The sequence below is a fragment of the Anaerocolumna sp. AGMB13025 genome, from assembly GCF_029689925.1.
In the GTDB taxonomy this organism is placed as follows: domain Bacteria; phylum Bacillota; class Clostridia; order Lachnospirales; family Lachnospiraceae; genus Anaerocolumna.
On sequence record NZ_CP121445.1, the window covers coordinates 2709931 to 2736576 of the forward strand.

The following is a 26646-nucleotide window of genomic DNA, read 5'->3' on the forward strand; positions in this document are numbered from 1 at the left end:
TATGCTGCCATAATGCAGTTCATGAAGCCCATGGCCTGAGAATGTAATAATGTACAAAGCATGTGGGATATATTGTATCAAAAACCGGAGGTTTTTATGGACCTGGATAAGTTATTGAATATTCTTTCCTACTTATTTTCTGAAAAATATGGCTATGAAATCGTATTAAAGGCAGAAAAGAAAGCCTCAGAGGACTGATATTTTATTGTACTTATGAAACAGTGCCTACCGATACGGCAGCTACAATAATAGTTTTCATGTTATTTCCGAGCCACACGATAAATACAGGAGCTAAAGCTGATTTTGGAAGGCTGTTTAAAACAACAAGATAAGGTTCTAAAACTTTGGCGGCGCTCTCGTTCCACCATAAGATAACAGCTGCTAGTATGCCGATTATTATAACCAGTGAAAAGCTTACGAAAGTTTCAAGTAATGTGACACCGATATGATAAAAAATGCTGCCATCTGCCACCATATCGATAAAGCATTTTATTACCCTGGAGGGACTGCTGAAAATAAAGGAATCTACTATTTTTAAGCGGGTAGTTATTTCCCAGAGAGCGATAAAACTTATGATAATTAAAAACTGGTAGATGCGGACATTTCTCATTCTATCCAGATAATTTAACAGATAAGCTTTATGGGAAGGAGAAAGTTGAGTTGAATTTAGTAATTTTTTTTTACTGAGTTTCATTCTGACTTAGCTCCTTCCATATTAAATTGAAGTAATCCTTAAATTCCGGAGCACTTCTGGAGCGAAATGGAGTTTTCTCATCAACGGTTAAATTAACATCAATTACACTTTTAACAGTTCCAGGTCTTTTTGATAGTACAATGATACGGTCAGCCATGGAAACGGCTTCTGCTATCTGTACGAAACTGCTATTACTATTTTGTTTTTAAAGTAACGGTTACTTCTTTTCCGTCCCAGTTGATGGTATCAATTAAGGAATTTAGTAGAAATTTTTTTAGTGGGATATCCGAGTTATGAATCAAGGTGCTGATATTGGTAAGATTCTCATACCTGGAAACAAGCAATTCTTCGGGGCTCTCACCAGTTTCGTTCTGAACACTTAACGATGTTATCTCTTGTTGGACCTGGGTCAGCTTATTATCCAGTTCATTTAATTTTGGCAGTATATAGTTATCTGATAAAGAGGAATTCATGACAGCCTGATTAAGGAGAGTATGAATGGTGTTTTTTAGCAAAGTCTCTTCTTCGTGCAGTTCCTCTAGTATTTTATCCTGATTTATGGCATTGTCTTTGAGATAGCCCTCTTTCTGCATTAAATAAGGTATGTAGCTAAAATCAGAATCCGGAGACAGCAAACCGATAGCCTGATCTAAGAGTAATTGATCCAGCCTGTCTCCGGATAAATTGGAACTGCTGCATCTGGTGCCTTTTGATAATACTTTCATTTCGCAGGCATAACTAAACTGGATCTTATTTTCTTTCTTACGGATATTTTTAATCCTAAGTTTGGAACCGCAAAGAGAACAGGTGATTTTGCCGGATAAGAGAGCAATATTGGAGGTCTCGGTACGAGGACTGCCTTTGGATTTGTTTTCTTTAAGGAGGTTTTGGACCCAGACAAAGTCCTTTCCGTTAATAATTCCATTATGTTTTCCGATGGCAATTACCCAATCACTGACCGGACGCTTTTTTTGCTTCCTGCCGGTCTGATGTCTGGTGCGGTTATAACACAAAACTCCATGTGTACCTTCAAATTCAGTAAGTGTATTAGCCATAACACAACCCAGACCTTGAAAATAATCATAAGCTGCTGTATCAGCTATACAATAAGTTGGATTTTGAAGAATCATAGATAGAGAACTTTTGGTAAAATCACAATGCTTTTTGGTTTTTAAATGATTAGCCAGGCAGTACTGCTCCACCTGGGATAGACTTTTCGTTTCCATATATTTATAAAAGAGCATTTGAACAGTTTTTAGTTCATGTTCTACCGGTATTAATTTATAGAGCTGCCGCTCCTTATAATCTGCGTCCATATAGAGGATGGCTTCCGAATGATATCCAAAGGGTGTTAAGCCGCCTAACCATCTGCCGGTATGGGAGAGTGCAAGCATATTATCTCTTACCCGCTCCGCGGTAGTTTCCCGTTCCAACTGAGCAAAGACCGAAGCGATGTAAATCATGGCCTTTCCCATAGGTGTACCTGTGTCGAAATTTTCTGTGGCTGACACAAAAGGCACGTCATATTTATCAAGAATATCCAGGGTTTTTGAAAAATCCGATACATTTCTGTTAATCCGGTCCAGACGGTAACATAAGAGTAGGTTAATGCGGCGGTTTTTAATGTCCTTTATGAGTTTTTGAAATTGGGGACGTATTGTATTGGCGGCAGAATACCCCTCGTCTTCATACAGGATATAGTTTTTATCGGCTATATCACAAAGATGGATCTGGGCATAATCCTTGCAGTATTGAATCTGGTTATCAATGGATTCTCCTTTTTCGGAATATTTGGATTTTCTGCTGTAAATAGCAATATTCATAATAACCTCCATCTGCTATTTTCTTTTCAATTTATCACTTATTTAAAATATATCGGTATCCGGTTTAAAAATTACCATTTTCTGTTGGATTTGAATCAATGTGTACAAGCAGGTGAGAATACATATAATCGAGGTGGTTTTATGATTATTGTTATAAAAAATACGGAAGAAGCGCAGGAATTTATCCATGAGATAAAGGGACGTCTCATAGCAGAATTAATATTCTCCCAACTTATGAAGGAACCGGAGCAGATACGACCTTTGCTGTATGAGAGATTGATTCATAGGAACAAAAGCCTTCAGGATTTTAAGGTATACCATGAGGAAGATAAACAAGTACGGGAGGATTAGGTGTAACCCTGTCCTCCCGTCAAGCAGATAAATGTCACCAATTATCATAAATTTTTATATAAACCGAGGCAGTACCGTTAACTATCAACTAAATTATACAGGTAAATAATCGGTTAATGGAATCGAGTAAATATGAATTAGTAATTTATCCATAAAAAAATGAAAAGATACGCATTAATAAGGTCTTGGTCCATAAGGTGGTCTAGGTCCATAATATGGAGGCCTAGGTCCGTAAAACGGTGGTCTTGGTCCGTAGAAGGGTGGTCTTGGTCCATAGAAGGGTGGTCTAGGTCCGTAATATGGAGGTCTTGGTCCATAACCTGGACCCCAAGGGTCTCTGCAGCAATCGTTTTTGCTGATATCACTGCCATCATTATTACTCATAATGTTATACACTCCTTTCGTTTTTTTATATTATATGCGAGTTGAAAAAAATGGTGAATTATGTAGAAATAGGCAGAGAAGAGCTTGTATTACGGTAGGAAAGAAACATTTTAGTAGGGATTGCTTCCGATATATCGTGAGTAATCAGTATGGCGGTTTTCTTTTCCTTTCGTATAATTCCCCAGATATCATCTGAAACTTCGATACGGGTCTGATAATCCAGTGCAGAGAAAGGTTCGTCAAGCAGCAATATATCCGGTTCCAGTAATAATGTCCGGATTAATGCTGCACGCTGTCTCATACCACCGGATAATTCGGAAGGTCTGGCATTTTTAAAAGTAATCAAGCCATAAGTGGCTAGCATATCATTTATAACTACATAGCTGCTTTCTGTTAATTTATGCTGAATTTCTAAGCCTAGGGTTAGATTCCGTAATGTAGAACGCCATTCCAGGAGATGATCCTTTTGCAGCATATAACCAATGTTTTTGCCGGATGATTTTATATCTTTATTATTTATATAAATATCACCGGTATCAGGTCTTAATAGTCCTGCAATCAGTGATAAAAGAGTTGATTTACCACATCCACTGGGTCCAACGATAGCGAGGAATTCACCGTCATTTACGTAAAGGGAAATATCCGAAAGCGCAGGTGTTTCCCCCTCTAAGCTATGGTAGTTGTAACTTACGTGGTCAATTCTTAATAGTTCTCCCATATATTCCTCCTGATTAAGTTATACTGTATTATATGAAAACGGAATTCATAGGGTTACTTGTTGAAAAATATAAAGATAATGGGAAAAAAATAAAAAAAATATAAAATATAAATAAATAGACAATGAAGGATTCCCAAAAATTAGTTGCATATCCGTGCTAAATCGGGTAAAATAAGGATGTAGTTGTTTACATAATACACAATTATATGAAATGAAACGAACTGTAAAAATTAATAAAGTTAAAGGAGACAGGTATATAATGAGGGATTTTGTCATTACAGCAGACTCTAACTGTGATTTATTGCCGGAGTATATCAAAGAAAAGAATATTGGGATAATACCCCATTATTATGATATTAACGGCGTTACTTATGGAGATGAGATAAATCTTACTCCCAAGGAATTCTATGATAAAATGAGAGCCGGTTTGATGCCTACAACGATGGCAAGTAATCCTGCTGTAATCAGGGAGACTTTTAAGAAGTATGTGGATCAGGGACTTGATGTTCTTCATATCAGTTTTTCTTCAACGTTAAGCGGTGGACACAGTAATGTTGCCACTGGAGGTATTGAAATCTGCGAAGAGAATCCGGGTTCTAAAATCATTGTTTTAGATTCCTTAAATGCCTCACTGGGGGAAGGTCTTGTAATTATGAAGGCTGTACAGCTAAAGGAAGAAGGAAAAGGAATCGATGAGATAGCAGAGTGGATAGAAACTAATAAGCTAAAGTTTTGTGTCCAATTTACGGTTGATGATCTGTTCCATCTCCAAAGAGGCGGAAGAGTCTCCAAAATGACTGCAATCGTGGGCAGCATGATAAATGTTAAACCTATTTTAGTGGTTAATAAAGAAGGTGCCCTGGTTCCTGCTGGTACAGTAAGAGGGCGTAAGAAATCTCTGTCTACCATAGTAAGTAACATGGAAAGGCAGTTAGGAAAATATAAGGATGAGGACAATACAATATGTGTGGTACATGGTGATGCCGCAGAAGATGCAGAGTATGTTGTCCAGTTGATAAAAGAAAGACTCAATACCGATAATATCCTGGTTAATACAATAAGCCCAAGTATCGGGGCTCATTCCGGTCCTGGTGCAATTGGTATTTGTTATTTTGGTGAAGGCAGAGATATATAAACGAAGTAGTTTTTTAGAACAGACGAATTCAATTAGTAATTAAATGATAGAATTGGAATTCGTGTTTATATGAAATTCGTGTTTATATGAAATTCGTGTTTATATGAAATTGGTGGTTATTTGGAATTCGTGTTTACTCAAAGGGGCTTGATAACAAGCCCCTTTACTTTGGTTCTATCGTAATTTTCCGAATTAAAAAAAATTTTATAAGCCATTAGGTACTAAAAATTATTATTTATCAAATAAATCATCCATTAAATGGTTGATATCGGTTTTTCTGCTATGTGTTTCTTTAATATCAAGGATTATCTTTCCGTTATCTATCAAGAGACAATCACCTTCTTTACAGCCTTTGGGAAGGCTGTTTTTATTTAATTCAAGAATGGTACCGTCTTCATATTCTATAACAGCAAGATCTACTTCAAATCGATCAATAACTGCTTTCATAAAACTACCTCCTCGTATATATGCTACTCTGGCGGATTACATTTACTGCAGGGAGTCAAGTCCCTTTCCTTGGCTTGTTTAAGGGAAATTGACAGTTTATTATGGCCGATATATGGACAATCTGCCAAATGATATTTCTTTCCTGTTTTAGTTATATAGACAGGTGTTTTACTTTTATCTTCCTTTGAAGCTTTAAAGTCATATTCTTTGGCAGAAAAAGAAATTTTACTCCCATCACTGGATGCGGTGATAGTACCGTTTTCATCTGTCCGGTAAATCTTTATATTGTTATTGCTTAAGAGTTCCAGTGTTGTTTTTGCAGGATGACCGTAACTGTTATCTTTACCAACACTTATAACAGTATAATCAGGAGCTACGGCTTTTAACAACTCTGCAGTGGTACTGGTATCGGAACCATGATGACCGGCCATTAAAACATCCGCCTTTAAATCGATATCATTATGCAGCATATCTGTAATCGATTCTTTTTCGGCGTCACCGATAAAAACAAAGGAGGTATTACCATGAATTAATTTAATTCCGATAGAGGAATTATTATTATCTTCATAATCCCTGTTAGGTGCAATTACAACAAATGAGGAAGCACCAAGGGTATAGGCACTGCCTGCTTTCGGAGACGTTATTTTTAGACCCTTTTCTTTTATGACTGACAAAAGATTATAAAAGGTTTTAGTAGTATGGGATTTATGCGGCATTAACACCTGTTTCACCGCAAAAGCCTTCATGACCTCGGCAGAGCCTCCGATGTGGTCTGCATCCGGATGGGTCCATATTACATAATCAAGTGTACTAACACCCTTATTCTTTAGATAACTTATCACCACATCACTTTCGCTGGCTTTTCCTGCATCGATTAACATAAACTTACCGTCGGATTCAATTAATATACTATCACCTTGTCCTATATCCATATAATTTACAGTTAGCTGCTTGTAATCAACGGTATCAGGCTTTAAAGTTAGAAGGAGAGAGATGGAAATTATGAATGCTGTCAGTAGCAAAAATATAATAATTCTTAGTTTTTTCATATGTATTTTCATTAATATCCTTTATGTAGTAATTATATTTGTAGTATAATGCTTTTTGTAATTTACCCATTTATGTGGTATTAAAATATCCTCTCATGAAGTATTTTATTTTTTTGTGGTATAACTTATACTAAAATCCTTTAAGTAGTTAAGAATAGAAGCGGATATAAGGATTTTATATAATAATTTTATTAGACCAGTATAACTTATTAGGTGTTTTTTGTCTATTCTACATGTTTTTTGCATATTCGACTATATACTGGAGCTAATAAGTGTGTTAAAATAAAAATGTAGTAAATAAATGGGAGTCAATAGGACAAGTATTATAACATAGGTAATAATAGCATTATACCATGCTATTATAAATAAGGGTAATTGGTTTCACATGAGGGGGTATTTTAAAGAAGACCTGGATGAAAGTCCGGGTCTTTTTGTGCCTTTTTATCAACCTTAAAAATAGAGGAGGGCCGGAAGATTGTTCCTCCGGCCAATTTATGAAAAAAATTTATATAAACAAGGTGGGGAACCTTGATTTATTTTATGTTCTTAGTATATCGTTCAAATGTGTACAGGGTTTGATAATTTTGTGAAGATATTGTTAATTTTATAAGCTGATGTCAGAATTAATCAGTTAAAACGAAAACAATATTGTATTTAAGGTAGTTATAATTATTTTCATTAGATTTTAATTTGTTTCGCATGGATACCTATTGTATAATAAAGCTAAAATAACTGATGGAGGATAGTTTGTGGAGATGCTGCTTTTGCAGCATCATGACAGAAAGGTTGAAAGAAAATTTTGAATTGAAAGGGTTGCCACATTATGTATTCTTTCAACCTGTTTAATTGTGGCGGTATCGCAAATGAACTAGCGATATATAGGTGATAAATATGCTTGTCGCATTTTCGTTTTTTAATCTTATTTTTGTAGCTTTAAGTTTCTTACTAATTGGTCTTGTGGTATATGCCTTGGTTTTAGCAATAAAAGCCTTAAGGATATATATTGATAAAAATAGCCGTATTTGAGGTTGTTTCGAAACTTACTATTTAAAATGTTTTGGAAGGTTATTGATGATATGTATGGCAATTAAAATCAGAATACAGGTTAATACAACTAAAACTATAAAAATTAACCTGTGATTAGCAAAAGGGAATAATAATCCCAAGGTATAGTTATTATATATTATCCAGAATATTTTCCAACTGATAGCTGATAGCATCAGTAGATAAAGATATATACCTATACCCATACCCAGTACCATCATAAGAACTGAAAGATATTTATGCATGTACAACCTGCTCATTAATTTATAATCATTATTATATGATACAGGACTGTTGAAAAGAATTTATAATTAAATATAAACTGATGTAAACAGCCACTGAACCTTTCGCAATTATCAGAATATTTCAGCAGTCCTCAAGACATCAAAAAACCACTCATTTCTGAGTGGTTAATTTATTATAACATCGTGTTATATCTTTCAATTTTGTGGCTTTTCATAAGCTGGAAATGGGACTTGAACCCACGACTTCCTCATTACGAGTGAGGTACTCTACCAACTGAGTTATTCCAGCATAATTTCAACAAAAAATCGAGGTGACGGGATTCGAACCCACGACCTCTGCGTCCCGAACGCAGCGCTCTACCAATCTGAGCCACACCTCGCTTCAAAATATATGAATATTTACTAACTCTTGCCAAACTATTATCCTACTTTTAAAGAAAAAAGTCAAGAAAAAAATTAAATATTTTTCAATATTTTTTGATTATTTAAATTATTCCATTAATCTCTAAGATTTGTGAAATTAAGGGGTAATTGCAGAGAATATATTACTAAAATATTAAATTTATGTTAAGTAAATATTACATGTATCAGAGAGGGGTGTATATTTATACAATAATTTACTGCATTGACGTTGTGAGTGATGCAAAAAAAATATAGTATATATGCCCCAGGAGAAAGTGGTCATAAATGAATGCATTTAGGTTGGGTTTTCCTATTGCGGAATTTGTACGCATGGGAAAGACAAAAAATAAATTTTTATTAAAAAAAGGCATAAACCTGCAAGTATATACATAAGAAATAGATAATTATATAACTATTTGGAAAAGTCCGGATGGCTTGACAATTATAGACAGGAATTATATAATAAAGTTAATAATTCTGGGAGAAATATCTTAATCAGAGAGAACCAAAAACCACTCTAGAGAACTTTTTCTAAGAATGATTCATTTAATTATAAGATAAAGCAACGAGGCTTGTAGGCTGTGCTGGGAAAGGGACATTCCGATACACATGCCGAAGGTCTTTTTCATTATCTGCGGTTAAATGTGCTTGTGTGCCCTGTGTGCACAAAAACTAAAAAATGGAGGTTATTTATGAAAAGGAAAGTTTTATCAATTCTTCTTGTGCTGTGCATGGTATTGTCTTTAGCAGGATGTAAAAGCAAAGACGCAACCAAAACAGCCAGTGAAACTGAAGCAACCGACAATACGGCACAATCAGCCGAAGCAACGCCGGTTCCAGACAAAGTTGAAGCAACAGGTCAATATGATACATTAGTAATCGGTACAGATGCATTTAATGGTGTATTCAATCCCATGTTTTCCTTTAGTGCATTTGATAATCAGGTAACAGATATGGTATTCTCTACCGTTTCCTGGTTAGACAAAACCGGAGCTGTAGTTGATAATGCGGGTCATGTTGAAGCAGAGGAAGTACCTGCAGCCGATGGACATACACAGGTTAAATATACTGTCAGCATTAAACCTGGCATGACATTCTCCGATGGGCAGCCTGTTACAATCGATGACGTTCTTTTCTATTATTATGTATGTGCGGATCCTACTTATGACGGATCATCTACATTTTCAACCCTGGATATCGTTGGTTTGAAAGACTACTATTACGATACACCGGACTATAACGCACAACTTGAAAAGATTACCAAGGAAGCAAAAGATAAATATTCCCTTGATAAAATTTCTGAAGAAGATTATAAAGCTTACCTAAGAGATACAAAATTAGCAGGCTGGTGGGAAGGCATCGACAGCTATGACTGGGTTACTTACTTAAAGGGTGAAGGTTATGATCCTACCGGTATTGAAAAAGACGAAAATAAATTATTTGAAATGATGGTAGACTGCGAATATACAAAGTATCATGATGGTTATGATCCTCAGTCTTATTATCAGAAAAAATTAGAAAATGAATACATAAAAGGCAACCTGGAAGATGGTGTTGATGTACCAGAAATTTCAGGTATAACCAGAGTGGATGACAATACATGTACTGTATTATTTGATTCTCCTAATATCTCCGGTGACAAGCAGGTTGCATGGATTCCTATCATACCAAAACACTATTATGGTGCAGATTTTACAAAGGGTAAATTAGACGGAATTAAATCCTTTAACGGAACTCCTTTGGGTGGTGGACCATACAAATATGTAAGTTATCAGGATAATATCGTTTCATTAGAAGCCAATCCTACTTATTTTAAGGGAGCACCTAAGATCCCGAACCTTAAGTTCCAGGTAGTTTCTAACGAAGATAAAGTAGATGCTGTTATTAACGGAGATATCGATATCACAGAACCATCTGCATCAAAAGAAGTTGTTGAACAGATCGAATCTGCTGGAATGGAATATTCATTAGTAGATAATCCTGGTTATGGATATATTGCCATCAGTTCAGAAAGAGTTCCGGACCTTAACGTACGTAAAGGTTTAATGCACTTATTGAACAGAGCACCTGCTGTAGAATCTTATTACGGAGAACTTGCAAAGGTTATTGAAAGACCTATGACGCCTACGGTTGCAGAGTATCCTCATGACGCAAAAGAAGTTTATGGCTATGATCCTACAAAAGCTTTGGATTATTTCACAAAAGCCGGTTATAAAAAAGATTCCAGCGGTAAACTTTCAAAAGGCGGACAGCCGTTAAAGATTACAATCGGTATCGGCGGTGACGGAACCATGAATCATCCTTCAGCTCCTATTCTTACCCAGATGGCAAATGACTTAAAGAGTATGGGCGGTGAACTTGTTATTCAGGATTTAGATCCTTCTACTTTATTCTCTATGTTCCAGTCAGGCGAACTTGACATGTGGGTAGCAGCCTGGGGTAATGCGACAGACTGCGATTTAACACAGATGTTTGGCAGCAAAGGTAACGATAATGATGTTAAACTTAACAGTCCTGATGTTGACAAATTACAAGCTGAGATTTTAAAGACTGTTGATTTTAATGAGAGATGTAAGTTAGTGGCTCAGGAACTTGATTTAATTATGGATGCTGCAGTCTATATGCCTGTATATCAAAGAAAGAATATGTTGATTTACAATTCTAATACAGTTAAGACTGATACACTTCCTGCGGAAACAACTACTTATTGGGATTACACAAAAGAAATTGAGAAGCTGGAAATGAATTAATTACTGCTGTTATAAAGTAATTTACTTATAGTATTAAAGTAAGGTACATATCCCACCTTTACAGGTGGGATATGTACTGTTATGGGATAGTATTAAAACATATAACTTCGGACGAAATGTCAGCAGGGTTAGCTGCACTGCTGAGGAAATATAGATATATTTTACCAGCAGTGTAGCCAACAAATCATATGGAAGGGAAGTACAGGATATGAAACAGTACATTATTAGACGTATATTTATCAGCATTATTGTATTAATAGGCGTGTCTATTATGATATATCTCCTTGGAAAATTAACTCCTGGGGATTATGTTGCTACCATAACTTCAGGTAATCCTAATATTACAGCCGAAATGGAACAGAAGATGAGAGAATCCTACGGGCTGGATAAGGGAATCGTTGAAGGTTACTTTAGCTGGCTGGGTAAAGCCTTAAGAGGTGACTTTGGAACTTCATTTTTATTCCAGAAACCGGTTACTGAAATTATCATAAGATATATACCCATTACATTTGCACTGGCTTTTACAGCTATGATTTTTGAATTGCTCCTATCTATTCCTTTTGGTATTTTAGCAGCTAGAAAGCAATATTCAAAATCAGATTATGCAATTGTAACCATCGCGTTAATTGGTATCTCATTGCCATCTTTCTTTTTCGCTGCCATCCTGAAACGTGTTTTTGCCGTAGGATTAGGAATTCTTCCGTTGTCTGGTATGGTAAATGCCAGAGCTGGTTTTACCGGGTGGGCAAGGATTTTAGATATCGGTCAGCATCTGATACTGCCTGTTACCGTATTTGTTATCACAAGTGTCGGTGGTTTGCTAAGATATGTACGTACTAATATGCTTGAGGTTTTAAGTGCAGATTATGTAAGAACAGCGAGAGCAAAGGGTGTTCCGGAATATAAAGTTATTGGTAAACATGCATTTCGTAATACTTTAATTCCCATTGTCACCATGGTAGGAGGTATGATACCAGGGCTTTTTTCTGGTGCAGTTATTACGGAAGGTATATTCTCCATTGAAGGACTGGGAAATATAGCTTTAAAAGCAGTTACCGCAGGAGATATACCTTATCTGATGGGATTTAGTATGTTCTTAGCAGTATTAACTTTAATCGGAACCTTAATATCTGATATCTTATATGCTGTGGTTGACCCTCGTGTCAGGTACAATTAGGAAGGAGGTCTAGCGTGAACGATATAACATTAAAAAATCAACAGGAACAGGATGAATTTGAACAAAACCAGGTTATTATTACACCCGGACAGATGGTAGCTAAGCGCTTTTTCCGGAATAAATTGGCCGGTGTAGGCATGGGGGTTATTATTTTCATGCTTTTATTCTGTTTTATAGGACCGTTTCTTTCGCCTTATGGTGAATATGAAATCTTCTATATTAATAAAGCTACCGGTGAAGAAATAAACATGAATGATCCGGCAATCAAAGAAAGTGGTGTGGGCTTAAACCTAAAAGCCCCGATGTCCGCAGCCCATCCTTTGGGTACGGATGCAGACGGAAGAGATGTATTGGCCCGTCTTATGTATGGTGGACGTATATCATTGACCGTTGGTATCTGTGTTGTTATTGTTGAATTATTAATTGGTATTACCCTTGGCGGAATTGCAGGTTATTACGGTGGTAAAATCGATATGATTATAATGCGTCTGGTGGAAGTATTTTACTGTATACCTTTTATTCCATTGATGTTAATTATCTCAGCTTTATTAGTTGGTTATGGGGTCTCACCGCAATATAAGATATATTACATAATGATTGTATTAGGTATCCTGAACTGGGCCGGAGTTGCCAGAATGGTCAGAGGTCAGATTCTGTCTTTACGCGAAATGGAATATATGCAGGCTGCTGAAGCAGCAGGTATCCGTACCTATAAAAAAATCTTTAAGCATCTGGTACCTAATGTCATGCCGATTATTATTATTATGGCGACTATGGATGTCGGCTCTACTATTTTAACAGAATCCGTTATCAGTTATCTGGGTGTTGGTATTGCTTTCCCCTATGCCTCCTGGGGTAATATGGTTAATGCAGTAAACAGTTCTGTTATACTAAAGAATTACCTAAATATCTGGATGCCGCCGGGAATTTGCATTTTATTAACCGTTTTGGCATTTAACTTTATTGGTGACGGGCTTCGTGATGCCTTTGATCCAAAAATGAAAAGGTAGGTGAAGGCAGTGGCACAGGATAACAAAGAAAGATTAAAAGAGATTAAGAAATTTAATATAAAGATGTATAGAAAGTTTAAAAGAGATAATAAAAAGAAAGTTCCCGAAGCAGAATATACGACGGTGATGAAGAACTCCGCTAATATCATAGAGTTTGATAATTTACAGACCTATTTTTATACGGATGCAGGCACGGTAAAGGCTGTGGATGGTGTTTCATTTGATATACCTATGGGTAAGACAATTGGTGTAGTTGGTGAATCAGGCTGTGGTAAATCGGTAACAAGTTTATCGTTAATGCGCTTACTCCAAGGTCCACAAGGTCAGATTGCAGGCGGACAGCTTCGTTATAACCAAATTTCAAAAAAACGTGCAGTTGATATTACAAAGCTGCCAATCACCGAAATGCAGAAGATCCGTGGTAATGAAATTGCAATGATCTTCCAGGAACCCATGACAACATTAAATCCTGTATTTACGATTGGTAACCAGTTAGATGAGTGTATTATGCTCCATAATCCCAAGATGAGTAAAAAGGAAGTAAAGGAACGTTCCATCGAAATGCTGAAACTGGTAGGTATTGCAAGAGCAGAAGGAATCTATGATTCCTATCCTCATGAGCTGTCCGGCGGTATGAGGCAGAGAGTGGTTATAGCCATGGCGCTTTCTTGTAATCCGGGTCTGATTATTGCGGATGAACCGACTACTGCTCTGGATGTTACAATCCAGGCACAGATTTTGGATCTTTTACGTGATTTAAAGGATAAAATTAACGCTTCTATTATGCTTATTACCCACGATTTAGGGGTAGTTGCAGAGATGGCGGATTATGTTGTGGTTATGTATGCAGGTCGTATTGTAGAACAGGGTACAGCCGATGAAATCTTTAACAAACCGCTGCATCCTTATACGGTTGGTTTAATGAAGTCTAAACCGGTTTTAAATGAAGAGGTAGATCGTCTTTATTCTATACCAGGTAATGTTCCAAATCCCATTAATTTACCGCCTCACTGTTACTTTAAAAACCGTTGTGAAAAGTGTATGGAACAGTGTGAAGGTGTTTATCCGGAGTTAATCAGCGTAACACCAACTCATAAAGTAAGCTGTTATCTCCATGCAGGTTCCCGCATTACGGAAGATAAGAAGATAGGAGGAAAGAAATGATGAGCAACGATAATATTCTTGAAGTCAATAATCTGTTGAAACATTTTCCTATCAAAGCCGGTGTTTTGCAGCGCACAGTAGGGCATGTAAAAGCAGTGGATGGAGTAAGCTTTAGTATTAAACGCGGTGAAACTTTTGGTTTAGTTGGTGAATCCGGCTGTGGTAAAACAACAATCGGACGTACTATATTAAGATTAACAGAACCTACCGGCGGTGAAGCTGTCATTAACGGTACCGATATATTTAAGATGAAGAAGAGTGAGTTAAGACCCCTTCGTCCGAAAATACAGATGATTTTTCAGGATCCTTACTCTTCCCTGGATCCACGTATGCCAGTTGGTGAAATTATTGGTGAAGCTGTTAGGGAACATAATATTGTTCCTAAGGGAGAGTATCGTGATTACATCATTAAAGTAATGAAAGATTGCGGGCTAAGACCATATTATATTGACCGTTATCCTCATGAATTTTCAGGCGGTCAACGCCAGCGTATCTGCATCGCACGGGCACTGGCTTTAAATCCGGATCTTATTGTTGCTGATGAACCGGTTTCAGCCTTGGATGTATCTATCCAAGCGCAGGTAATCAACTTGATGAAGGACTTGCAGAGAGACAGAGGGCTTACTTATTTATTCATTTCCCATGATTTATCCGTTGTAGAACATATTTCTGACAATGTTGGAGTTATGTATCTGGGAAGTCTGGTAGAGATGGCTCCGAAAAAGGAAATATTCCGCTCCCCTATGCATCCCTATACCAAAGCCCTCCTCAGTGCAGTACCTGTTCCAAACCCAAATGTTAAGATGAACCGGACCATATTAGAAGGAGATATTCCATCACCGGCGAATCCGCCATCAGGCTGTAAATTCCATACCCGCTGTCCGCATGCCATGGAAATCTGCAAGAAAGAAGTACCAGAATTTATTGACCATGGTAAAGAACACAAAGTTGCATGCCATTTATTTAGGAAATAGAAGATGTAAATACCTTGTAATTTGATGTATAAGAATAAAAAGTGATATGAAAAATACCCGGCAATATTTGCTGGGTATTTTTATAGGGGTGTTTATAGATCATTTATTTATTTTTATAATAAAAAATTGCAATCTGTGTACGGTCCCTTAAATTAAGTTTCTCCAGAATGAGGCTGATGTAATTGCGGACTGTACCTTCACTTAGAAATAAAAGCTCTGATATCTCTTTATTAGAAAGACCATCAGCGATTTTACATATAATTTCGTATTCTTTTTCTGTAATGCCATAAGATGAATAATTGGCTGCCGGGTTACTCTGGTGCAGAAGGTTTGGCAGCTTTGTTATAATTTCATTGCCGTAAACATTCTGTCCTTTATATATTGCATGAAGAGAAGGGACGATACTGTCAAAATCCTGTTTCAACATATATCCTTTTGCACCTATGTTAAGTGCCTTTATAATATAATCATCATCTAAAAAGGTAGTAAGATAGAGGATTTTAGCATTATGGTATTTACTTAATATAATTTCTCCTGCTTCTAAGCCTGTCATTTCATCCATTCGGATGTCCATTAACAGCACATCCGGTCTTAATTCTTCGTATAACTTTACTCCCTCTTTGCCGTTATATCCGGTACCGGTAACGGTGATATCCTTGTCAGAATCTAAAATAATCTTTAGTGAGGAACACACCAATTTATCATCATCAACTATCAAAACCTTCATCTTATTCCTTTCCATATCGAATGTCACTTACGATACTGCCACAAATACAAAACTACTCAGGTTGAAAGAATTATAACATGGCGTCTTATAAAAATTATAAATACTTTCAACCTTTGAAAGAATCATAACATAGCGACTTATAAAAATTATAATTACTTTCAACCTCTGTAAGAATCGTAATGTGGCTTCCTTTCAAAAAATTTTTATATATTTATGCCCATTGTAATATAGTTTCTAAATTTTAATTATTCTTTCGGTAAGTTTCTTTTGGTATGGTTATGAATATTTTAAATCCCTTATCAAGTGTAATATTGATATTACCACGGAAGCTTTTAACTCGGTCTGTTATATTCTGGATACCGATTCCATCATAATAGAGCTGGTTTTCTATTAATTTACTCAATTTCAGCTGTTTTTGCTCCTCCATCGTGCCGTTATCTTGTATAATCAGCTGATACATGGCAGGGTGTTCTCTAAGGCAGATGGAAACTTTAGTAGCGTTGGAATGTTTGATTATGTTTGCCAGAGCTTCTTTTATAATGGCAATCAGGGAATATTTTAGTTTGATCTCTGGGTTTGATTTCATATCATATTCAAAACTGATGCTGCAAAAGGCGAAATCTTTAACCAGGGTATCAATATTCGTAAATAAGTCAATGGATTCATCATGCATGTTATGGATACTGCTCCGGATACTGTCCATTCCTCCGGAGATGGACTCTTTTAATGAAGTGAGACCTTCTCTGGTAACGTCTTCTTTTGAGATTGTCAGGAGAGCGCCTATTTGCAAAAGAGAACGGGAGAGAAGATGACCGATATTATCGTGGATTTCTTTCGAAATACGGTTTCTTTCGTTTAAGGTGGCAACATTTATTTCATAATCCTGATTTTCCAGAATGCTTTGGTTTTTTTGCTCCTGCAATAAAGAGAGTTCCTTGGAGGTATCCCGCAATTCGTTAAATTCTGCCTGAAGTCGAATTGAGGAAATCGTTTTATATTTCATTATCCAGGCAAGAATAAAAAATACAAAACTTAAGAGGACTACACTGCTGTTATAGTGCTGAAAATTAAGAAATAACGGAAACAATCCTAAAAAAGAAAGAATCTGGTAATCATATAAAGCTATATCGTAAATAATTAACGGAAGAAAAATAAAGCAGTTAGGTACTAATTGGCAGCAAGCGATATAAATAAGGAATAATCCAAGCTTTAACCTTCGATCATCCTGATAACTGCTAAGGCAGGAGAAGGTTACTGCAAGAATAATCGGAACGATTGCATATGCAGAATGTACTTCTAACATATATAAAGTAAAACAACATAGAAAAAGAAGTATTTTATCATGGATTTCAAACATGATGCCCTCCGACTATTTATAGAAATTTAATAATTATAATAATACCAAATAATGATGTATAAATCAATTCGTGATGACTATATATCGTGATAAATTTGGATATAGAATATAATATAGATTAGAGTATGGACTTGGCTATAGATTTGTATATGGATTAGGTATAGATTTATATATGGATTTGGCTTAAGATTTGTATATGGATTAGGATATAGGTTTAGATATAGATATAGATTCAGATATTAGATTTTGACATAAATTCGGATATAGTTACCAGATATAGATTTGTCCATTATTATTATTAATATTATTATTATTATTATTATTTGGCTTTTGTTTTTGCACATATTTTTGGCTGGATGATTAGCAGATCATATGGTATCTTAATCAATTTCTGGATAGTAAAAAGTTATATAGGTATTTTTAGCATGTATTTGATTACATTTGTCATAAATAATTAATTACGTTGTTCACTGTAATGGAAAAATATGATAAGGTATAGTATACTTAAAGTTAAGTAAGTTAATCGGAGGATTGGAAAATATGATAGTTGAGGTTAAAAACCTGGTAAAACGTTATGATAAATTAGTAGCTCTTGATCATTTGAATCTGTCAGTGGAGGAGGGGGAAATCTATGGTTTGCTGGGCCCTAATGGTTCGGGTAAGACCACTGCTATAAACTGTATTTTATCCCTGTTAAAATATGATAAAGGCAGTATTGAGATATTTGGGAAGCCTATGAGACCGGAGGCTTATGATATTAAGAGAGAAATCGGAATTATTATGCAGAACGTCGCTGTATTTGAGGAACTGACCGTGTATGAGAATATTTCTTATTTTTGCAGTCTGTATGTAAAGGATAAAAAAGAAGTAAAACGGCTTACGGAGGAAGCAATTGAGTTTGTTTCTCTCCAGGACTTTATAAAGTTCCTGCCGAAAAAGCTCAGCGGTGGGCTCTTGCGAAGATTGAATATAGCCTGCGGTATTGCCCATAAACCCAAATTAATTATTTTAGATGAACCTACGGCAGCGGTAGATCCCCAAAGCAGGAACAAAATTCTGGAAGGGATAAAAAAGCTAAATGAAAATGGTGCCACAGTCATATATACTTCCCACTATATGGAGGAAGTAGAGCAGCTTTGCAGCAGAATATCCATTTTAGATAAAGGGAAAGTCATTGCATCGGGAACCAAAGACGAATTAAAAAATATGATATCCCTTGGTGAAAAAATTACTGTGGAAGCCTATAACTTAACTGAGGACCAATTGATTGAAATTTCACATATTTCCAATGTTACTTATGTAGATTACAATGAAAATCTGTTAGTAATGAAGTCCAAAAAAGGTAAAAACAATCTGATCCATATACTTGACTATTTGCAGAGCCATGATATTAATTTCGGTAAGATCTATACGGAGATGCCGACCTTAAATGATGTGTTCTTAGAAATAACCGGCAAGGAACTAAGGGATTAAGGAGGAGAAGACCATGGCATTTCAGTTGTATAAGATGAGAATAAAGTGCTTGTGCAGAAGTTATGAGACTGTATTCTGGTCATTTGGATTTCCATTTCTCCTGGCCATGTTTTTCTATATGGGGTTTGATAATTTAAGCAGTGATAAATATATAGATATCATACCGGTGGCAGTTGTAACAGAGGACAGCATGGGTAGTAATCTTGCTGATATTATGGCAAAAGTTGAGACAAAGGAAGGTAAAAAGATATTTGATGTTCAGGAAAAAAGCCTGGAGGAGGCAAAGGAACTCCTTAAGAATGATCAGATTGAGGGCTATATCATAGCTGCGGATACCCCAGAACTTTATATAAAGGAGAATGGTATAAACCAATCCATATTAAAAGCTTTTGCAGACAATTACCTGCATATGAGCCAGACTGCAAAGTCTATCGGTGCACTTAAGCAGAAAACGGTTAATGCCGGTTTTGTGAAAGAAATCTCACATTATAAGAACTATATAGCAGACGGCAATGATAAGGAGAGAATCCCGGATGTTACCCTGATTTATTTCTATACCCTAGTTGGGCTGGCCTGCATGTTTGGTACAAACTGGGGATTTCGTGAAATGATTGATATCCAGGCTAACCAATCAATAGTTGGCGCTAGAATTAATGTATCGCCGATTCATAAAATAAAGTTGCTGCTCATTAATTTTATGGCTGCATTTACCCTTCATTACATCAGTATTCTTTTTTTGCTGTTCTTTTTAAATGAGGTTCTTGGAATAGATTTTGGTAATAAACTTGGATTTGTCTTATTAACAGCCTTACTTGGTTCTCTTTGCGGAATTTCTTTAGGTGCAATGATCTGCGTGGTGGTAAAAGCAAATGTTAAGGTACGTTCTGCAATCTTAAATGCAGTGGTAATCGGCGGAGGAGTTCTCTCCGGCATGGTTGCAGTTGATTTGAAATATTTGGTTGCTGCAAAGGCTCCGATCCTTAGCTATGTCAACCCTTCCAGTCTGATTACGGATGCATTTTACTGCCTGTATTATTATGAAGGCTATGAAAAGCTGTTTCAAAATCTTTATATGCTCTGCATTCTAACGTTACTATTTGGGGCAGTCACGTACTATGAAGTAAGGAGGAGAGAATATGCAAGTATTTAAACTCTATTTTAAACTATTAAAGAGTGCTGCACCTGCTTTAATAATATATCTTATTATTTTTACAGTTTTAATTTTTCTTTTATCTACGAACCATAGAAAAGATACTGCCGGTTTTGAGGAAACAAAAATAGAAACTGCATTGATTAACTATGATAAGGACAGTATACTGGTACAGGATTTTCTGGATTATATAAGCAGATACTGCGATTTTAAAGTTTACGAAGATAATGACATTAAATTGTCGGATGCCCTGTTTTTTCATCAGGTTGAATATATACTTACGATACCATATGATTTCGGAGAAGACTTTTTAGCCGGTAAGGAGGTCGAGGTAGAGAAAAAAAACATACCGGGAGGAACGTATAATTTATCTGTTGACAATGCAGTAAATACCTATTTAAATGCTGCCAGATTATATTTAAAAGCATTGCCGGATATATCAGAAGAAGATCTGGTGGTCCAAATAAGGCAGGATTTAGAAAAAACCACTCAGGTTTCCTTTATCCAGGATAATAATAAAGGAAAGGAAAACAATTTTTATAATCAGTATTTTAATACGGCCTCTTACATTTTGTTAAGCTGCTGTCTCTTGGGAATTGGGATGATTATGCTGACGTTCCACAACGTAGATATCTTACGCAGAAATATGGTTACTCCTTTGACCAACATGGATATGAATTTGCAGCTGATTGGCGGAAATCTAATATTTGTGCTGACTTATGATGTGTTTTTTATTCTTTTTGGCTTTCTAATTAATCAGGATAAAACTGTTAATGGGAATGTCTTACTATACTGGTTGAATTTAATTGTATTTTCCTTTAGTGCATTAAGCATGAGTTATTTAGCAGCCATACTCGTAAAAGGCCGGCAGGCGAATAATGCCTTATCTACGGTACTGCCTTTAGGACTCAGTTTTATCAGCGGAGCTTTTGTACCACAACTTTTATTGGGGGATTCAGTTCTAAAAATGGCCAGCTTTACTCCGTTATATTGGTTTATTAAAGGAAATGATACCATTGCCGGTTTAGCCCGCTTAGATTGGGAGAATATAAAGAGTATCATTTATTATATGCTGATTCAAATTGGATTTGCAGCCGCGTTGTTTTCTTTATCACTGGTCATTAGTAAAAATAAGCGACAGAATAATTAATCAATATGTTACGGATAAACTATTGTAAAGCAGTTTTGAAAAGCAAACAAATGTTTGATAACATCTTGATTTGTCTGGGAAAATGTGCTACAATAAAAACAAACAAATGTTTGTAAAGCGAGATGAAAAGATGAGTGTGATTATTCAGGAACATATGTCAATACAGAAAAAATTAGAAATATTATCGGATGCTGCCAAATATGATGTGGCATGTACTTCCAGTGGAGTAGACAGGAGCGGGACACCCGGAGGTATTGGTAACTCTGTAGCTTGTGGTATCTGCCATACTTTTTCTGCAGATGGCAGGTGTATTTCTTTATTAAAGATATTAATGACAAATGAGTGTATTTTTGATTGCAAGTATTGTCTTAACCGGGCAGCGAATGATATTGTAAGGGCGTCTTTTACTCCGGAAGAAATATGTACCCTGACTATGGAATTTTACCGCAGGAATTATATAGAAGGTTTATTCTTAAGTTCCGGTGTGTTAAAAAGTCCTAATTATACCATGGAATTGATGTGTAATGCTCTGAAGATGCTTAGGGAAGTATATCATTTTAATGGATATATCCATTGTAAAGCTGTCCCTGGAGCAGATCCGTCTCTTATTGAGATGACGGGATGGTATGCGGACCGTATGAGTGTGAATCTGGAACTTCCCACTGCCGATGGTTTAAGGAATTTAGCTCCTCATAAAAGCCGTAAGAACATACTAAGACCCATGAAGCAGATACAGCTAGGAAGGAATGAAGCATTAGGTCTAAAATCCTACGGACGTTTGTCGGATGCAGCCGGAAGGGAAAGGTTACTTCTTTCAGAGAAAGAAAGTAATAAGGAGAACCTGCCAGTGTCGGTTTCCCCCGTACTGGGTCTGGTAAAGAGGCCGACTGGCAACAGGGGATTTGTTCCTGCTGGTCAGAGTACCCAGATGATTATTGGTGCTACCCCAGAGAATGACTATCAGATCATAACCGTAGCGGAAAGTTTATATCAGAAATTTGATTTAAAACGTGTATTTTATTCTGCTTATGTTCAGGTGAATGAGGATACTTCCCTGCCGTCACTTCCCGGCGGACCGCCGCTGCTTAGAGAGCACCGTCTGTATCAGGCGGATTGGCTGCTGCGGTTTTATGGTTTTCAGGCTTCGGAATTATTATCCGAGACCAGACCAAACTTTAACATATTAATTGATCCCAAGTGCAACTGGGCATTAGGTCACCTGGAACAGTTTCCGGTAGAGGTGAATAAGGCGGATTATTTTACATTACTTCGGATTCCGGGTATTGGGGTTAAGTCTGCCCAGAGAATCGTAAAAGCAAGACAAGCTGCCAATCTGCGGTTTGAAGATCTGAAAAAAATCGGTGTTGTGTTAAAAAGAGCTTTGTACTTTATAACCTGCAGCGGTAAAATGATGTATCCCATCAAGCTTGAGGAGAATTATATTACCAACCAGTTAATTAGTGTCAAAGAAAAGTTACCATTTGGAATGGAAGGTGGCAATCTTTATACTCAACTCTCACTATTTGATGATGTTAATTTCAATTCCTTTAATCAGTCCGGTGTCAGGAGTATGTACTTATGATACCAAAAAGAATATATATGTGCGAAGACAGTATAGACGGTATATTTACGGCTATCTATGATGCCTGGAGCAGCAGGTACGGACATGAGAACATAAGGATTCAGGTTAAAACTGCAGACAAGGACAGCTTTAATATGGAATTATTTTCAGAATATATCGAAGTACCTGTAGATGAGGAAAAGCCTGTCAAAGTAGCCAGATCAATAAGAGAAAAAATATCGGAAGAAGCTTTTGAAATGATATATTATGCAGCTCTTTCCGATGAAGCAGGGAAAGGAGATATTATTTATCGGTTCCTTATTCTTGGGTTTTCCCTTGGACCTAAGGTGGTAGACTACCTAAGTCATGATGCTGTTATTAATATATTTAATTTAAGGCGTAATGTTGGTAATGAGACACATCATTTCCTTGGGTTTGTCCGATTTATGGAAAGTAAGAATAATGTTTTACTGGCTAAAATTAATCCCAGAAATGATATATTACGACTTATTGCACCCCATTTCTCGGACCGTCTTAATTCTGAAAATTTTGTAATTTATGATGAAAAAAGGAAAACCGCTGTAGTACATAGAAGCGGATTTCCTTGGATCTATGTACTGGCAGACGATTTTAATCTGGATAGATTCGAGGAATTATCAGATCACGAAGAAGAGTTTCAATTATTGTGGAAAGCATTTTTTAATTCTATTGCAATAGAAGAACGCAAAAATTTTAAGCTGCAAAGAAATAATCTGCCGCTGCGTTTCAGAAGTAACATGCTTGAATTTTCATCAGAGGAAAAAGATAAATCGAAGGATAACTAGTATAAAATATCCAATTTAGACGTATTTGACATATGAAGTATGCATAAATAAATTAATCAGTGAGATACTATTCGCGTAAAATTAAATATTTCAGGAGGAGTATCCATGAAAAAAAGATTATATTTATTAATGGCGGTATGCTGTCTGACATTTTTAACTTTTACTGCATGTGGGACAACAAATAATGGCACTAATAATTCAGCTACATCAGATCAAACTGGAACCGGTACTGGAACCGGAACCAATGGAACTGGTAATACCATCAATACCAATAATGATACAACAGGTATAGGTACTACGGTAGATGATACCTTGACTGGTAATACGACCAGCAACAATAATAAGTAATTAAATTACTAATAAAAACGAGCAGAAAATACATTTTCTACTCGTTTTTAATGCCGTTATTTATTTTGTATTTATTAATATTTAATTTTTAAAATTTTGATAAAAAAATGTTAGGAGTTATAACATAAAGCCAGTATTCTATCTCTTCTTTATGTATAGATTGCTTTTTTTCCATCCCAATTCGTTCGGCAACTTTTATTGATCTTGTATTCAGTGGATGAATTACTGCGACAATCCGCTCAATATGTAAATCACAAAATGCATAGTTTAATATAGCTCTCACACATTCTAAAGCATATCCATATCCCCAATGGTTTACATCCAGCAGATACCCTAATTCGATTTCCTCCGTACCGTTAATCAAGGTATTCTGGATACCACATCTACCGATTAGTTCGTTTGTTTCTTTACTGAATACGCCCCATAAACCATAACCATAAAAATTATATACATTTTTTATATAGGCTTTATGTTTTTCTACCTCATTTTCCAGGTATTCATCAATATCCGGAATAAATCGTTTCACTTCCGGATTCTGATAGATCTGATACATGCCGGGAATATCATTAACCGATAATTCGCGAAGAATTAACCGGTTTGTCACAGCAATTGTTATAGGAATATTATAGGTACGTAAATAGATGTTTTCAATAAATCTAAAATCAATTTCATCAAAGCCTTCAATCAAAACGGATGCCTTTGATAAATCCTGATTTCCGGAATGGACATTGGCAAATCCAATAACAGGGATACCGGCTGCAACGGCAGAACTTACACCATTATAAGAATCTTCAATAATAATGCAGTCCTTGCAATTAACGCCTAATTCTGTTGCTGCCTTAAGAAATATATCCGGTGCTGGTTTTGGCTGTGAAACAGTGGTACCGCTGATTAGTTTAGTGAAATATTTCTTGATACCCAAAGCTTTAACGACAGCTTCAATTTCTTTGACGGTAGAAGAGGAAGCAATCGCCAGCTTCATCCCATGGTTATATAAATCAATAACTAATTCCTTGGTATAGGGAATTGGCTCATAGCCTTCTGTTTTGATTAAGTTGTGTAAGGTTTCCTGATAGACCGTCAGCATCTCCCTGGTCTCGAGTGGAATGTTAAATTCTTGTTTCATTACTTCCAGCATATGAAGCGTTGTTGAACCTATAAACTGATAGCAATACTCTATTGTTACGTTATAACCCAAATGTTCTAGTGCCTTTACTGCAGCTCTGGCATGAAGGGGCTCACTGTCTATCAGGACACCGTCCATATCGAATATTACAGCCTTTAGCATATCGTATTCCTCCTGTTTTCTGTTAATCCTGTTGTTTAGGTAAAGTATGATTGTCAGCTTTTATATTGCCGTTGAAATAATTATAGCTTTATTATAGCAGAAAAACATATCTGAATAAACTTAATCAACTTAGAAGTTCCTCTTTTCTTAACGAACTTTGTATTCCTGGCCTGGTGCCAGCACAATTACGCGCTCTGGATTGACTACATGATCGAAGATATTCTGCGGATTGCCATTAAATGCTTTCTCATTTGGTGCATCCATTGTTCCCCAATGAATCAGCACAAGCTTTGCATCAGGATAAGTATTGGCTAGTTTGTATGCATTCTCTAAACCAATATGTACATAATTATCTGAGAAATCAAAGAGTATTACATCCGGTGGATCCATGTGTAGCTGGCATTCCATTAATCTGGAATCTCCAACATACCAGATTTTTGCATCTCTTGTACGTAAATAAAATCCACAACATTCTCTGTCTTCCCATACTCGGTAATTATAGCTTTCATACAATCTCTGCCAGGCGTGATCTGCAGGTGTCAGTTCTATGTCTATCTCGCCCACTTGAATATGGTCTGCTATATCATGCCCATTTCCATCAATGTCACACTCTTCCTTCATTAATGAAGCCACATAGAGCGTTGTATGATATGCCTTGCACACAGATTTCAAGTTTTTACAGGTAGCTCTGGAATAATGATCATTATCTGAATGGGAAACCAGAACCGAATCCACCTCAGGGACTTCTTGTGGTAAAATCGGTATATCAATTAATAACGGCATATCAAACCCTTCCAATACGGGATCAATCATGATGATTGTGCCCTCACTGTTTATCATGGCTCCGCCACCACCTAACCAATATATACTTGTTCCACCTTTATTTTCAAAATCTTTGGCTGTCATCCTACAGGTAGCAGGTGCTGCCATTTGGCCTTTTTCGTTCAGTTTCATTTCGATTGACCTCCTTTCTAGTCTCTTTTTTTCATAAATTGCTCTCGATATCATTACGGTATTATCGGTAAGCTTTTTCACATCGTCCAGTGTTTTAATCTCTTTATAATCATCACCTTCGTTTTGTTGATACATTCAAAAACCGTCATTTTGTAAAGGTCTTAATGTCACTCTTTTTGTTTGCATGATTGGAAACATAAGTATATCACTACTTTTATGATTATGATAAAAGACTCCCACTTGCTATCTTCAAGCTATGCTTTTTATCAGTAGTTTCAGCTCGGTCAATTCCGATTTGTCGTTTTCTTTATTTTATCTAAAATACTCGAATAATACAATCCTATATCGACAATGAATCCTATTGGGTATATAGTTAAAAAGCAGATGGCACTCACATACGTTTCCATCTGCTCTAATTATCATAGAATTCCCTATTTACCGAAAAAA

24 protein-coding genes and 2 tRNA genes are annotated in these 26646 nt (G+C 36.2%); 13 read left to right on the top strand and 13 right to left on the bottom strand.

Annotation, left to right across the window (positions count from 1 at the left end; translation table 11 throughout):
- Positions 1-211 precede the first annotated feature (211 nt).
- Genes QA584_RS10995 through QA584_RS11005 form a run of 3 tightly spaced genes read right to left on the bottom strand, consistent with a single transcriptional unit; the run spans position 212 to position 2517 of the window.
- Entirely contained in the window at positions 212-694 is a 483-nt protein-coding gene (locus QA584_RS10995; protein ID WP_331487890.1) for an ABC transporter permease, read from the bottom strand.
- The gene (locus tag QA584_RS11000; RefSeq protein ID WP_278274566.1) at positions 681-851 is read right to left on the bottom strand and encodes a sulfonate/nitrate/taurine transporter ATP-binding protein; all 171 of its coding nucleotides are present in this window, start codon (positions 849-851) and stop codon (positions 681-683) included. The genes QA584_RS10995 and QA584_RS11000 overlap by 14 nt, the downstream gene beginning before the upstream one ends.
- 37 nt (positions 852-888) lie before the next feature.
- A complete protein-coding gene (locus tag QA584_RS11005) occupies positions 889-2517 on the bottom strand; it encodes a recombinase family protein (RefSeq protein WP_278274567.1) in 1629 nt (542 codons plus the stop codon).
- A 141-nt stretch (positions 2518-2658) separates the two neighbouring features.
- Here QA584_RS11005 and QA584_RS11010 point away from each other — a divergent pair, with 141 nt between their 5' ends.
- On the top strand, positions 2659-2868 hold the full coding sequence (locus QA584_RS11010) for a hypothetical protein (RefSeq protein WP_278274568.1): 210 nt from the start codon (positions 2659-2661) through the stop codon (positions 2866-2868).
- 174 nt (positions 2869-3042) lie between these two features.
- Here the strand turns inward: QA584_RS11010 and QA584_RS11015 are convergent, their stop codons facing one another.
- Entirely contained in the window at positions 3043-3252 is a 210-nt protein-coding gene (locus tag QA584_RS11015) for a hypothetical protein (RefSeq protein ID WP_278274569.1), read from the bottom strand.
- Between the two features lie 58 nt (positions 3253-3310).
- Positions 3311-3970, bottom strand: coding sequence for an ABC transporter ATP-binding protein (locus QA584_RS11020; RefSeq protein ID WP_278274570.1), 660 nt, complete (start codon positions 3968-3970; stop codon positions 3311-3313).
- 259 nt (positions 3971-4229) lie between these two features.
- Between QA584_RS11020 and QA584_RS11025 the strand changes: the two genes are divergently transcribed.
- Positions 4230-5105, top strand: a complete 876-nt coding sequence (locus QA584_RS11025) for a DegV family protein (RefSeq protein ID WP_278274571.1) — start codon at positions 4230-4232, stop codon at positions 5103-5105.
- Positions 5106-5336: 231 nt separating this feature from the next.
- Here the strand turns inward: QA584_RS11025 and QA584_RS11030 are convergent, their stop codons facing one another.
- From QA584_RS11030 to QA584_RS11045, 4 genes are all read right to left on the bottom strand, one after another.
- Complete coding sequence (locus tag QA584_RS11030; RefSeq protein WP_278274572.1) at positions 5337-5552, bottom strand: DUF3006 domain-containing protein; 216 nt, start codon at positions 5550-5552, stop codon at positions 5337-5339.
- Between the two features lie 23 nt (positions 5553-5575).
- Positions 5576-6601 carry a ComEC/Rec2 family competence protein gene (locus tag QA584_RS11035; RefSeq protein ID WP_278274573.1) on the bottom strand — a complete coding sequence of 342 codons (1026 nt, stop codon included), beginning with the start codon at positions 6599-6601 and terminating at the stop codon, positions 5576-5578.
- 1505 nt (positions 6602-8106) lie between these two features.
- Positions 8107-8179, bottom strand: a tRNA-Thr gene (locus tag QA584_RS11040).
- 17 nt (positions 8180-8196) lie between these two features.
- Positions 8197-8270, bottom strand: a tRNA-Pro gene (locus QA584_RS11045).
- Between the two features lie 714 nt (positions 8271-8984).
- Here QA584_RS11045 and QA584_RS11050 point away from each other — a divergent pair.
- The 5 genes from QA584_RS11050 (at position 8985) to QA584_RS11070 (ending at position 15367) form a co-directional block, all read left to right on the top strand.
- Complete coding sequence (locus QA584_RS11050; protein WP_278274574.1) at positions 8985-11042, top strand: ABC transporter substrate-binding protein; 2058 nt, start codon at positions 8985-8987, stop codon at positions 11040-11042.
- Positions 11043-11250: 208 nt separating this feature from the next.
- Positions 11251-12219: an ABC transporter permease gene (locus QA584_RS11055; protein WP_278274575.1), complete on the top strand. Its 969-nt coding sequence runs from the start codon at positions 11251-11253 to the stop codon at positions 12217-12219.
- A 14-nt stretch (positions 12220-12233) separates the two neighbouring features.
- Positions 12234-13229 (top strand): ABC transporter permease, encoded by a 996-nt coding sequence (locus QA584_RS11060; protein ID WP_278274576.1) that lies wholly within the window; start codon positions 12234-12236, stop codon positions 13227-13229.
- A gap of 63 nt (positions 13230-13292) precedes the next feature.
- Positions 13293-14393 carry an ABC transporter ATP-binding protein gene (locus tag QA584_RS11065; RefSeq protein ID WP_278275144.1) on the top strand — a complete coding sequence of 367 codons (1101 nt, stop codon included), beginning with the start codon at positions 13293-13295 and terminating at the stop codon, positions 14391-14393.
- On the top strand, positions 14393-15367 hold the full coding sequence (locus QA584_RS11070; RefSeq protein WP_278275145.1) for an ABC transporter ATP-binding protein: 975 nt from the start codon (positions 14393-14395) through the stop codon (positions 15365-15367). The genes QA584_RS11065 and QA584_RS11070 overlap by 1 nt, the downstream gene beginning before the upstream one ends.
- Positions 15368-15470: 103 nt before the next feature.
- Here the strand turns inward: QA584_RS11070 and QA584_RS11075 are convergent, their stop codons facing one another.
- Both QA584_RS11075 and QA584_RS11080 read right to left on the bottom strand, forming a co-directional pair.
- Positions 15471-16094, bottom strand: coding sequence for a response regulator (locus QA584_RS11075; RefSeq protein ID WP_278275146.1), 624 nt, complete (start codon positions 16092-16094; stop codon positions 15471-15473).
- Positions 16095-16335: 241 nt separating this feature from the next.
- The gene (locus QA584_RS11080; protein WP_278274577.1) at positions 16336-17451 is read right to left on the bottom strand and encodes a sensor histidine kinase; all 1116 of its coding nucleotides are present in this window, start codon (positions 17449-17451) and stop codon (positions 16336-16338) included.
- A 540-nt stretch (positions 17452-17991) separates the two neighbouring features.
- On the opposite strand from QA584_RS11080, the gene QA584_RS11085 reads away from it, so the two are divergent.
- From QA584_RS11085 to QA584_RS11110, 6 genes are all read left to right on the top strand, one after another.
- Positions 17992-18924, top strand: a complete 933-nt coding sequence (locus QA584_RS11085) for an ABC transporter ATP-binding protein (protein ID WP_278274578.1) — start codon at positions 17992-17994, stop codon at positions 18922-18924.
- A gap of 13 nt (positions 18925-18937) precedes the next feature.
- Positions 18938-20074 carry an ABC transporter permease gene (locus tag QA584_RS11090; RefSeq protein ID WP_278274579.1) on the top strand — a complete coding sequence of 379 codons (1137 nt, stop codon included), beginning with the start codon at positions 18938-18940 and terminating at the stop codon, positions 20072-20074.
- Positions 20061-21224 (top strand): ABC transporter permease, encoded by a 1164-nt coding sequence (locus QA584_RS11095; RefSeq protein ID WP_278274580.1) that lies wholly within the window; start codon positions 20061-20063, stop codon positions 21222-21224. The genes QA584_RS11090 and QA584_RS11095 overlap by 14 nt, the downstream gene beginning before the upstream one ends.
- Positions 21225-21354: 130 nt before the next feature.
- Positions 21355-22806 (top strand): putative DNA modification/repair radical SAM protein, encoded by a 1452-nt coding sequence (locus QA584_RS11100; RefSeq protein WP_278274581.1) that lies wholly within the window; start codon positions 21355-21357, stop codon positions 22804-22806.
- Positions 22803-23609, top strand: coding sequence for a TIGR03915 family putative DNA repair protein (locus QA584_RS11105; RefSeq protein ID WP_278274582.1), 807 nt, complete (start codon positions 22803-22805; stop codon positions 23607-23609). Before QA584_RS11100 ends, QA584_RS11105 begins: the two co-directional genes overlap by 4 nt.
- Positions 23610-23714: 105 nt before the next feature.
- Positions 23715-23957, top strand: a complete 243-nt coding sequence (locus QA584_RS11110; protein WP_278274583.1) for a hypothetical protein — start codon at positions 23715-23717, stop codon at positions 23955-23957.
- Positions 23958-24045: 88 nt separating this feature from the next.
- On the opposite strand, the gene QA584_RS11115 is transcribed toward QA584_RS11110, so the two are convergent.
- Positions 24046-25245: a GNAT family N-acetyltransferase gene (locus QA584_RS11115; protein WP_278274584.1), complete on the bottom strand. Its 1200-nt coding sequence runs from the start codon at positions 25243-25245 to the stop codon at positions 24046-24048.
- Positions 25246-25392: 147 nt separating this feature from the next.
- Complete coding sequence (locus tag QA584_RS11120) at positions 25393-26334, bottom strand: MBL fold metallo-hydrolase (RefSeq protein WP_278274585.1); 942 nt, start codon at positions 26332-26334, stop codon at positions 25393-25395.
- Between the last annotated feature and the right edge of the window lie 312 nt (positions 26335-26646).

Coding starts and splice junctions, on each gene's coding strand:
- QA584_RS10995 (WP_331487890.1), bottom strand. CDS start 694: ATGAAACTCAGTAAAAAAAAATTACTAAATTCAACTCAACTTTCTCCT.
- QA584_RS11000 (WP_278274566.1), bottom strand. CDS start 851: ATGGCTGACCGTATCATTGTACTATCAAAAAGACCTGGAACTGTTAAA.
- QA584_RS11005 (WP_278274567.1), bottom strand. CDS start 2,517: ATGAATATTGCTATTTACAGCAGAAAATCCAAATATTCCGAAAAAGGA.
- QA584_RS11010 (WP_278274568.1), top strand. CDS start 2,659: ATGATTATTGTTATAAAAAATACGGAAGAAGCGCAGGAATTTATCCAT.
- QA584_RS11015 (WP_278274569.1), bottom strand. CDS start 3,252: ATGAGTAATAATGATGGCAGTGATATCAGCAAAAACGATTGCTGCAGA.
- QA584_RS11020 (WP_278274570.1), bottom strand. CDS start 3,970: ATGGGAGAACTATTAAGAATTGACCACGTAAGTTACAACTACCATAGC.
- QA584_RS11025 (WP_278274571.1), top strand. CDS start 4,230: ATGAGGGATTTTGTCATTACAGCAGACTCTAACTGTGATTTATTGCCG.
- QA584_RS11030 (WP_278274572.1), bottom strand. CDS start 5,552: ATGAAAGCAGTTATTGATCGATTTGAAGTAGATCTTGCTGTTATAGAA.
- QA584_RS11035 (WP_278274573.1), bottom strand. CDS start 6,601: ATGAAAAAACTAAGAATTATTATATTTTTGCTACTGACAGCATTCATA.
- QA584_RS11050 (WP_278274574.1), top strand. CDS start 8,985: ATGAAAAGGAAAGTTTTATCAATTCTTCTTGTGCTGTGCATGGTATTG.
- QA584_RS11055 (WP_278274575.1), top strand. CDS start 11,251: ATGAAACAGTACATTATTAGACGTATATTTATCAGCATTATTGTATTA.
- QA584_RS11065 (WP_278275144.1), top strand. CDS start 13,293: ATGTATAGAAAGTTTAAAAGAGATAATAAAAAGAAAGTTCCCGAAGCA.
- QA584_RS11070 (WP_278275145.1), top strand. CDS start 14,393: ATGAGCAACGATAATATTCTTGAAGTCAATAATCTGTTGAAACATTTT.
- QA584_RS11075 (WP_278275146.1), bottom strand. CDS start 16,094: ATGAAGGTTTTGATAGTTGATGATGATAAATTGGTGTGTTCCTCACTA.
- QA584_RS11080 (WP_278274577.1), bottom strand. CDS start 17,451: ATGTTTGAAATCCATGATAAAATACTTCTTTTTCTATGTTGTTTTACT.
- QA584_RS11085 (WP_278274578.1), top strand. CDS start 17,992: ATGATAGTTGAGGTTAAAAACCTGGTAAAACGTTATGATAAATTAGTA.
- QA584_RS11090 (WP_278274579.1), top strand. CDS start 18,938: ATGGCATTTCAGTTGTATAAGATGAGAATAAAGTGCTTGTGCAGAAGT.
- QA584_RS11095 (WP_278274580.1), top strand. CDS start 20,061: ATGCAAGTATTTAAACTCTATTTTAAACTATTAAAGAGTGCTGCACCT.
- QA584_RS11100 (WP_278274581.1), top strand. CDS start 21,355: ATGAGTGTGATTATTCAGGAACATATGTCAATACAGAAAAAATTAGAA.
- QA584_RS11105 (WP_278274582.1), top strand. CDS start 22,803: ATGATACCAAAAAGAATATATATGTGCGAAGACAGTATAGACGGTATA.
- QA584_RS11110 (WP_278274583.1), top strand. CDS start 23,715: ATGAAAAAAAGATTATATTTATTAATGGCGGTATGCTGTCTGACATTT.
- QA584_RS11115 (WP_278274584.1), bottom strand. CDS start 25,245: ATGCTAAAGGCTGTAATATTCGATATGGACGGTGTCCTGATAGACAGT.
- QA584_RS11120 (WP_278274585.1), bottom strand. CDS start 26,334: ATGTATCAACAAAACGAAGGTGATGATTATAAAGAGATTAAAACACTG.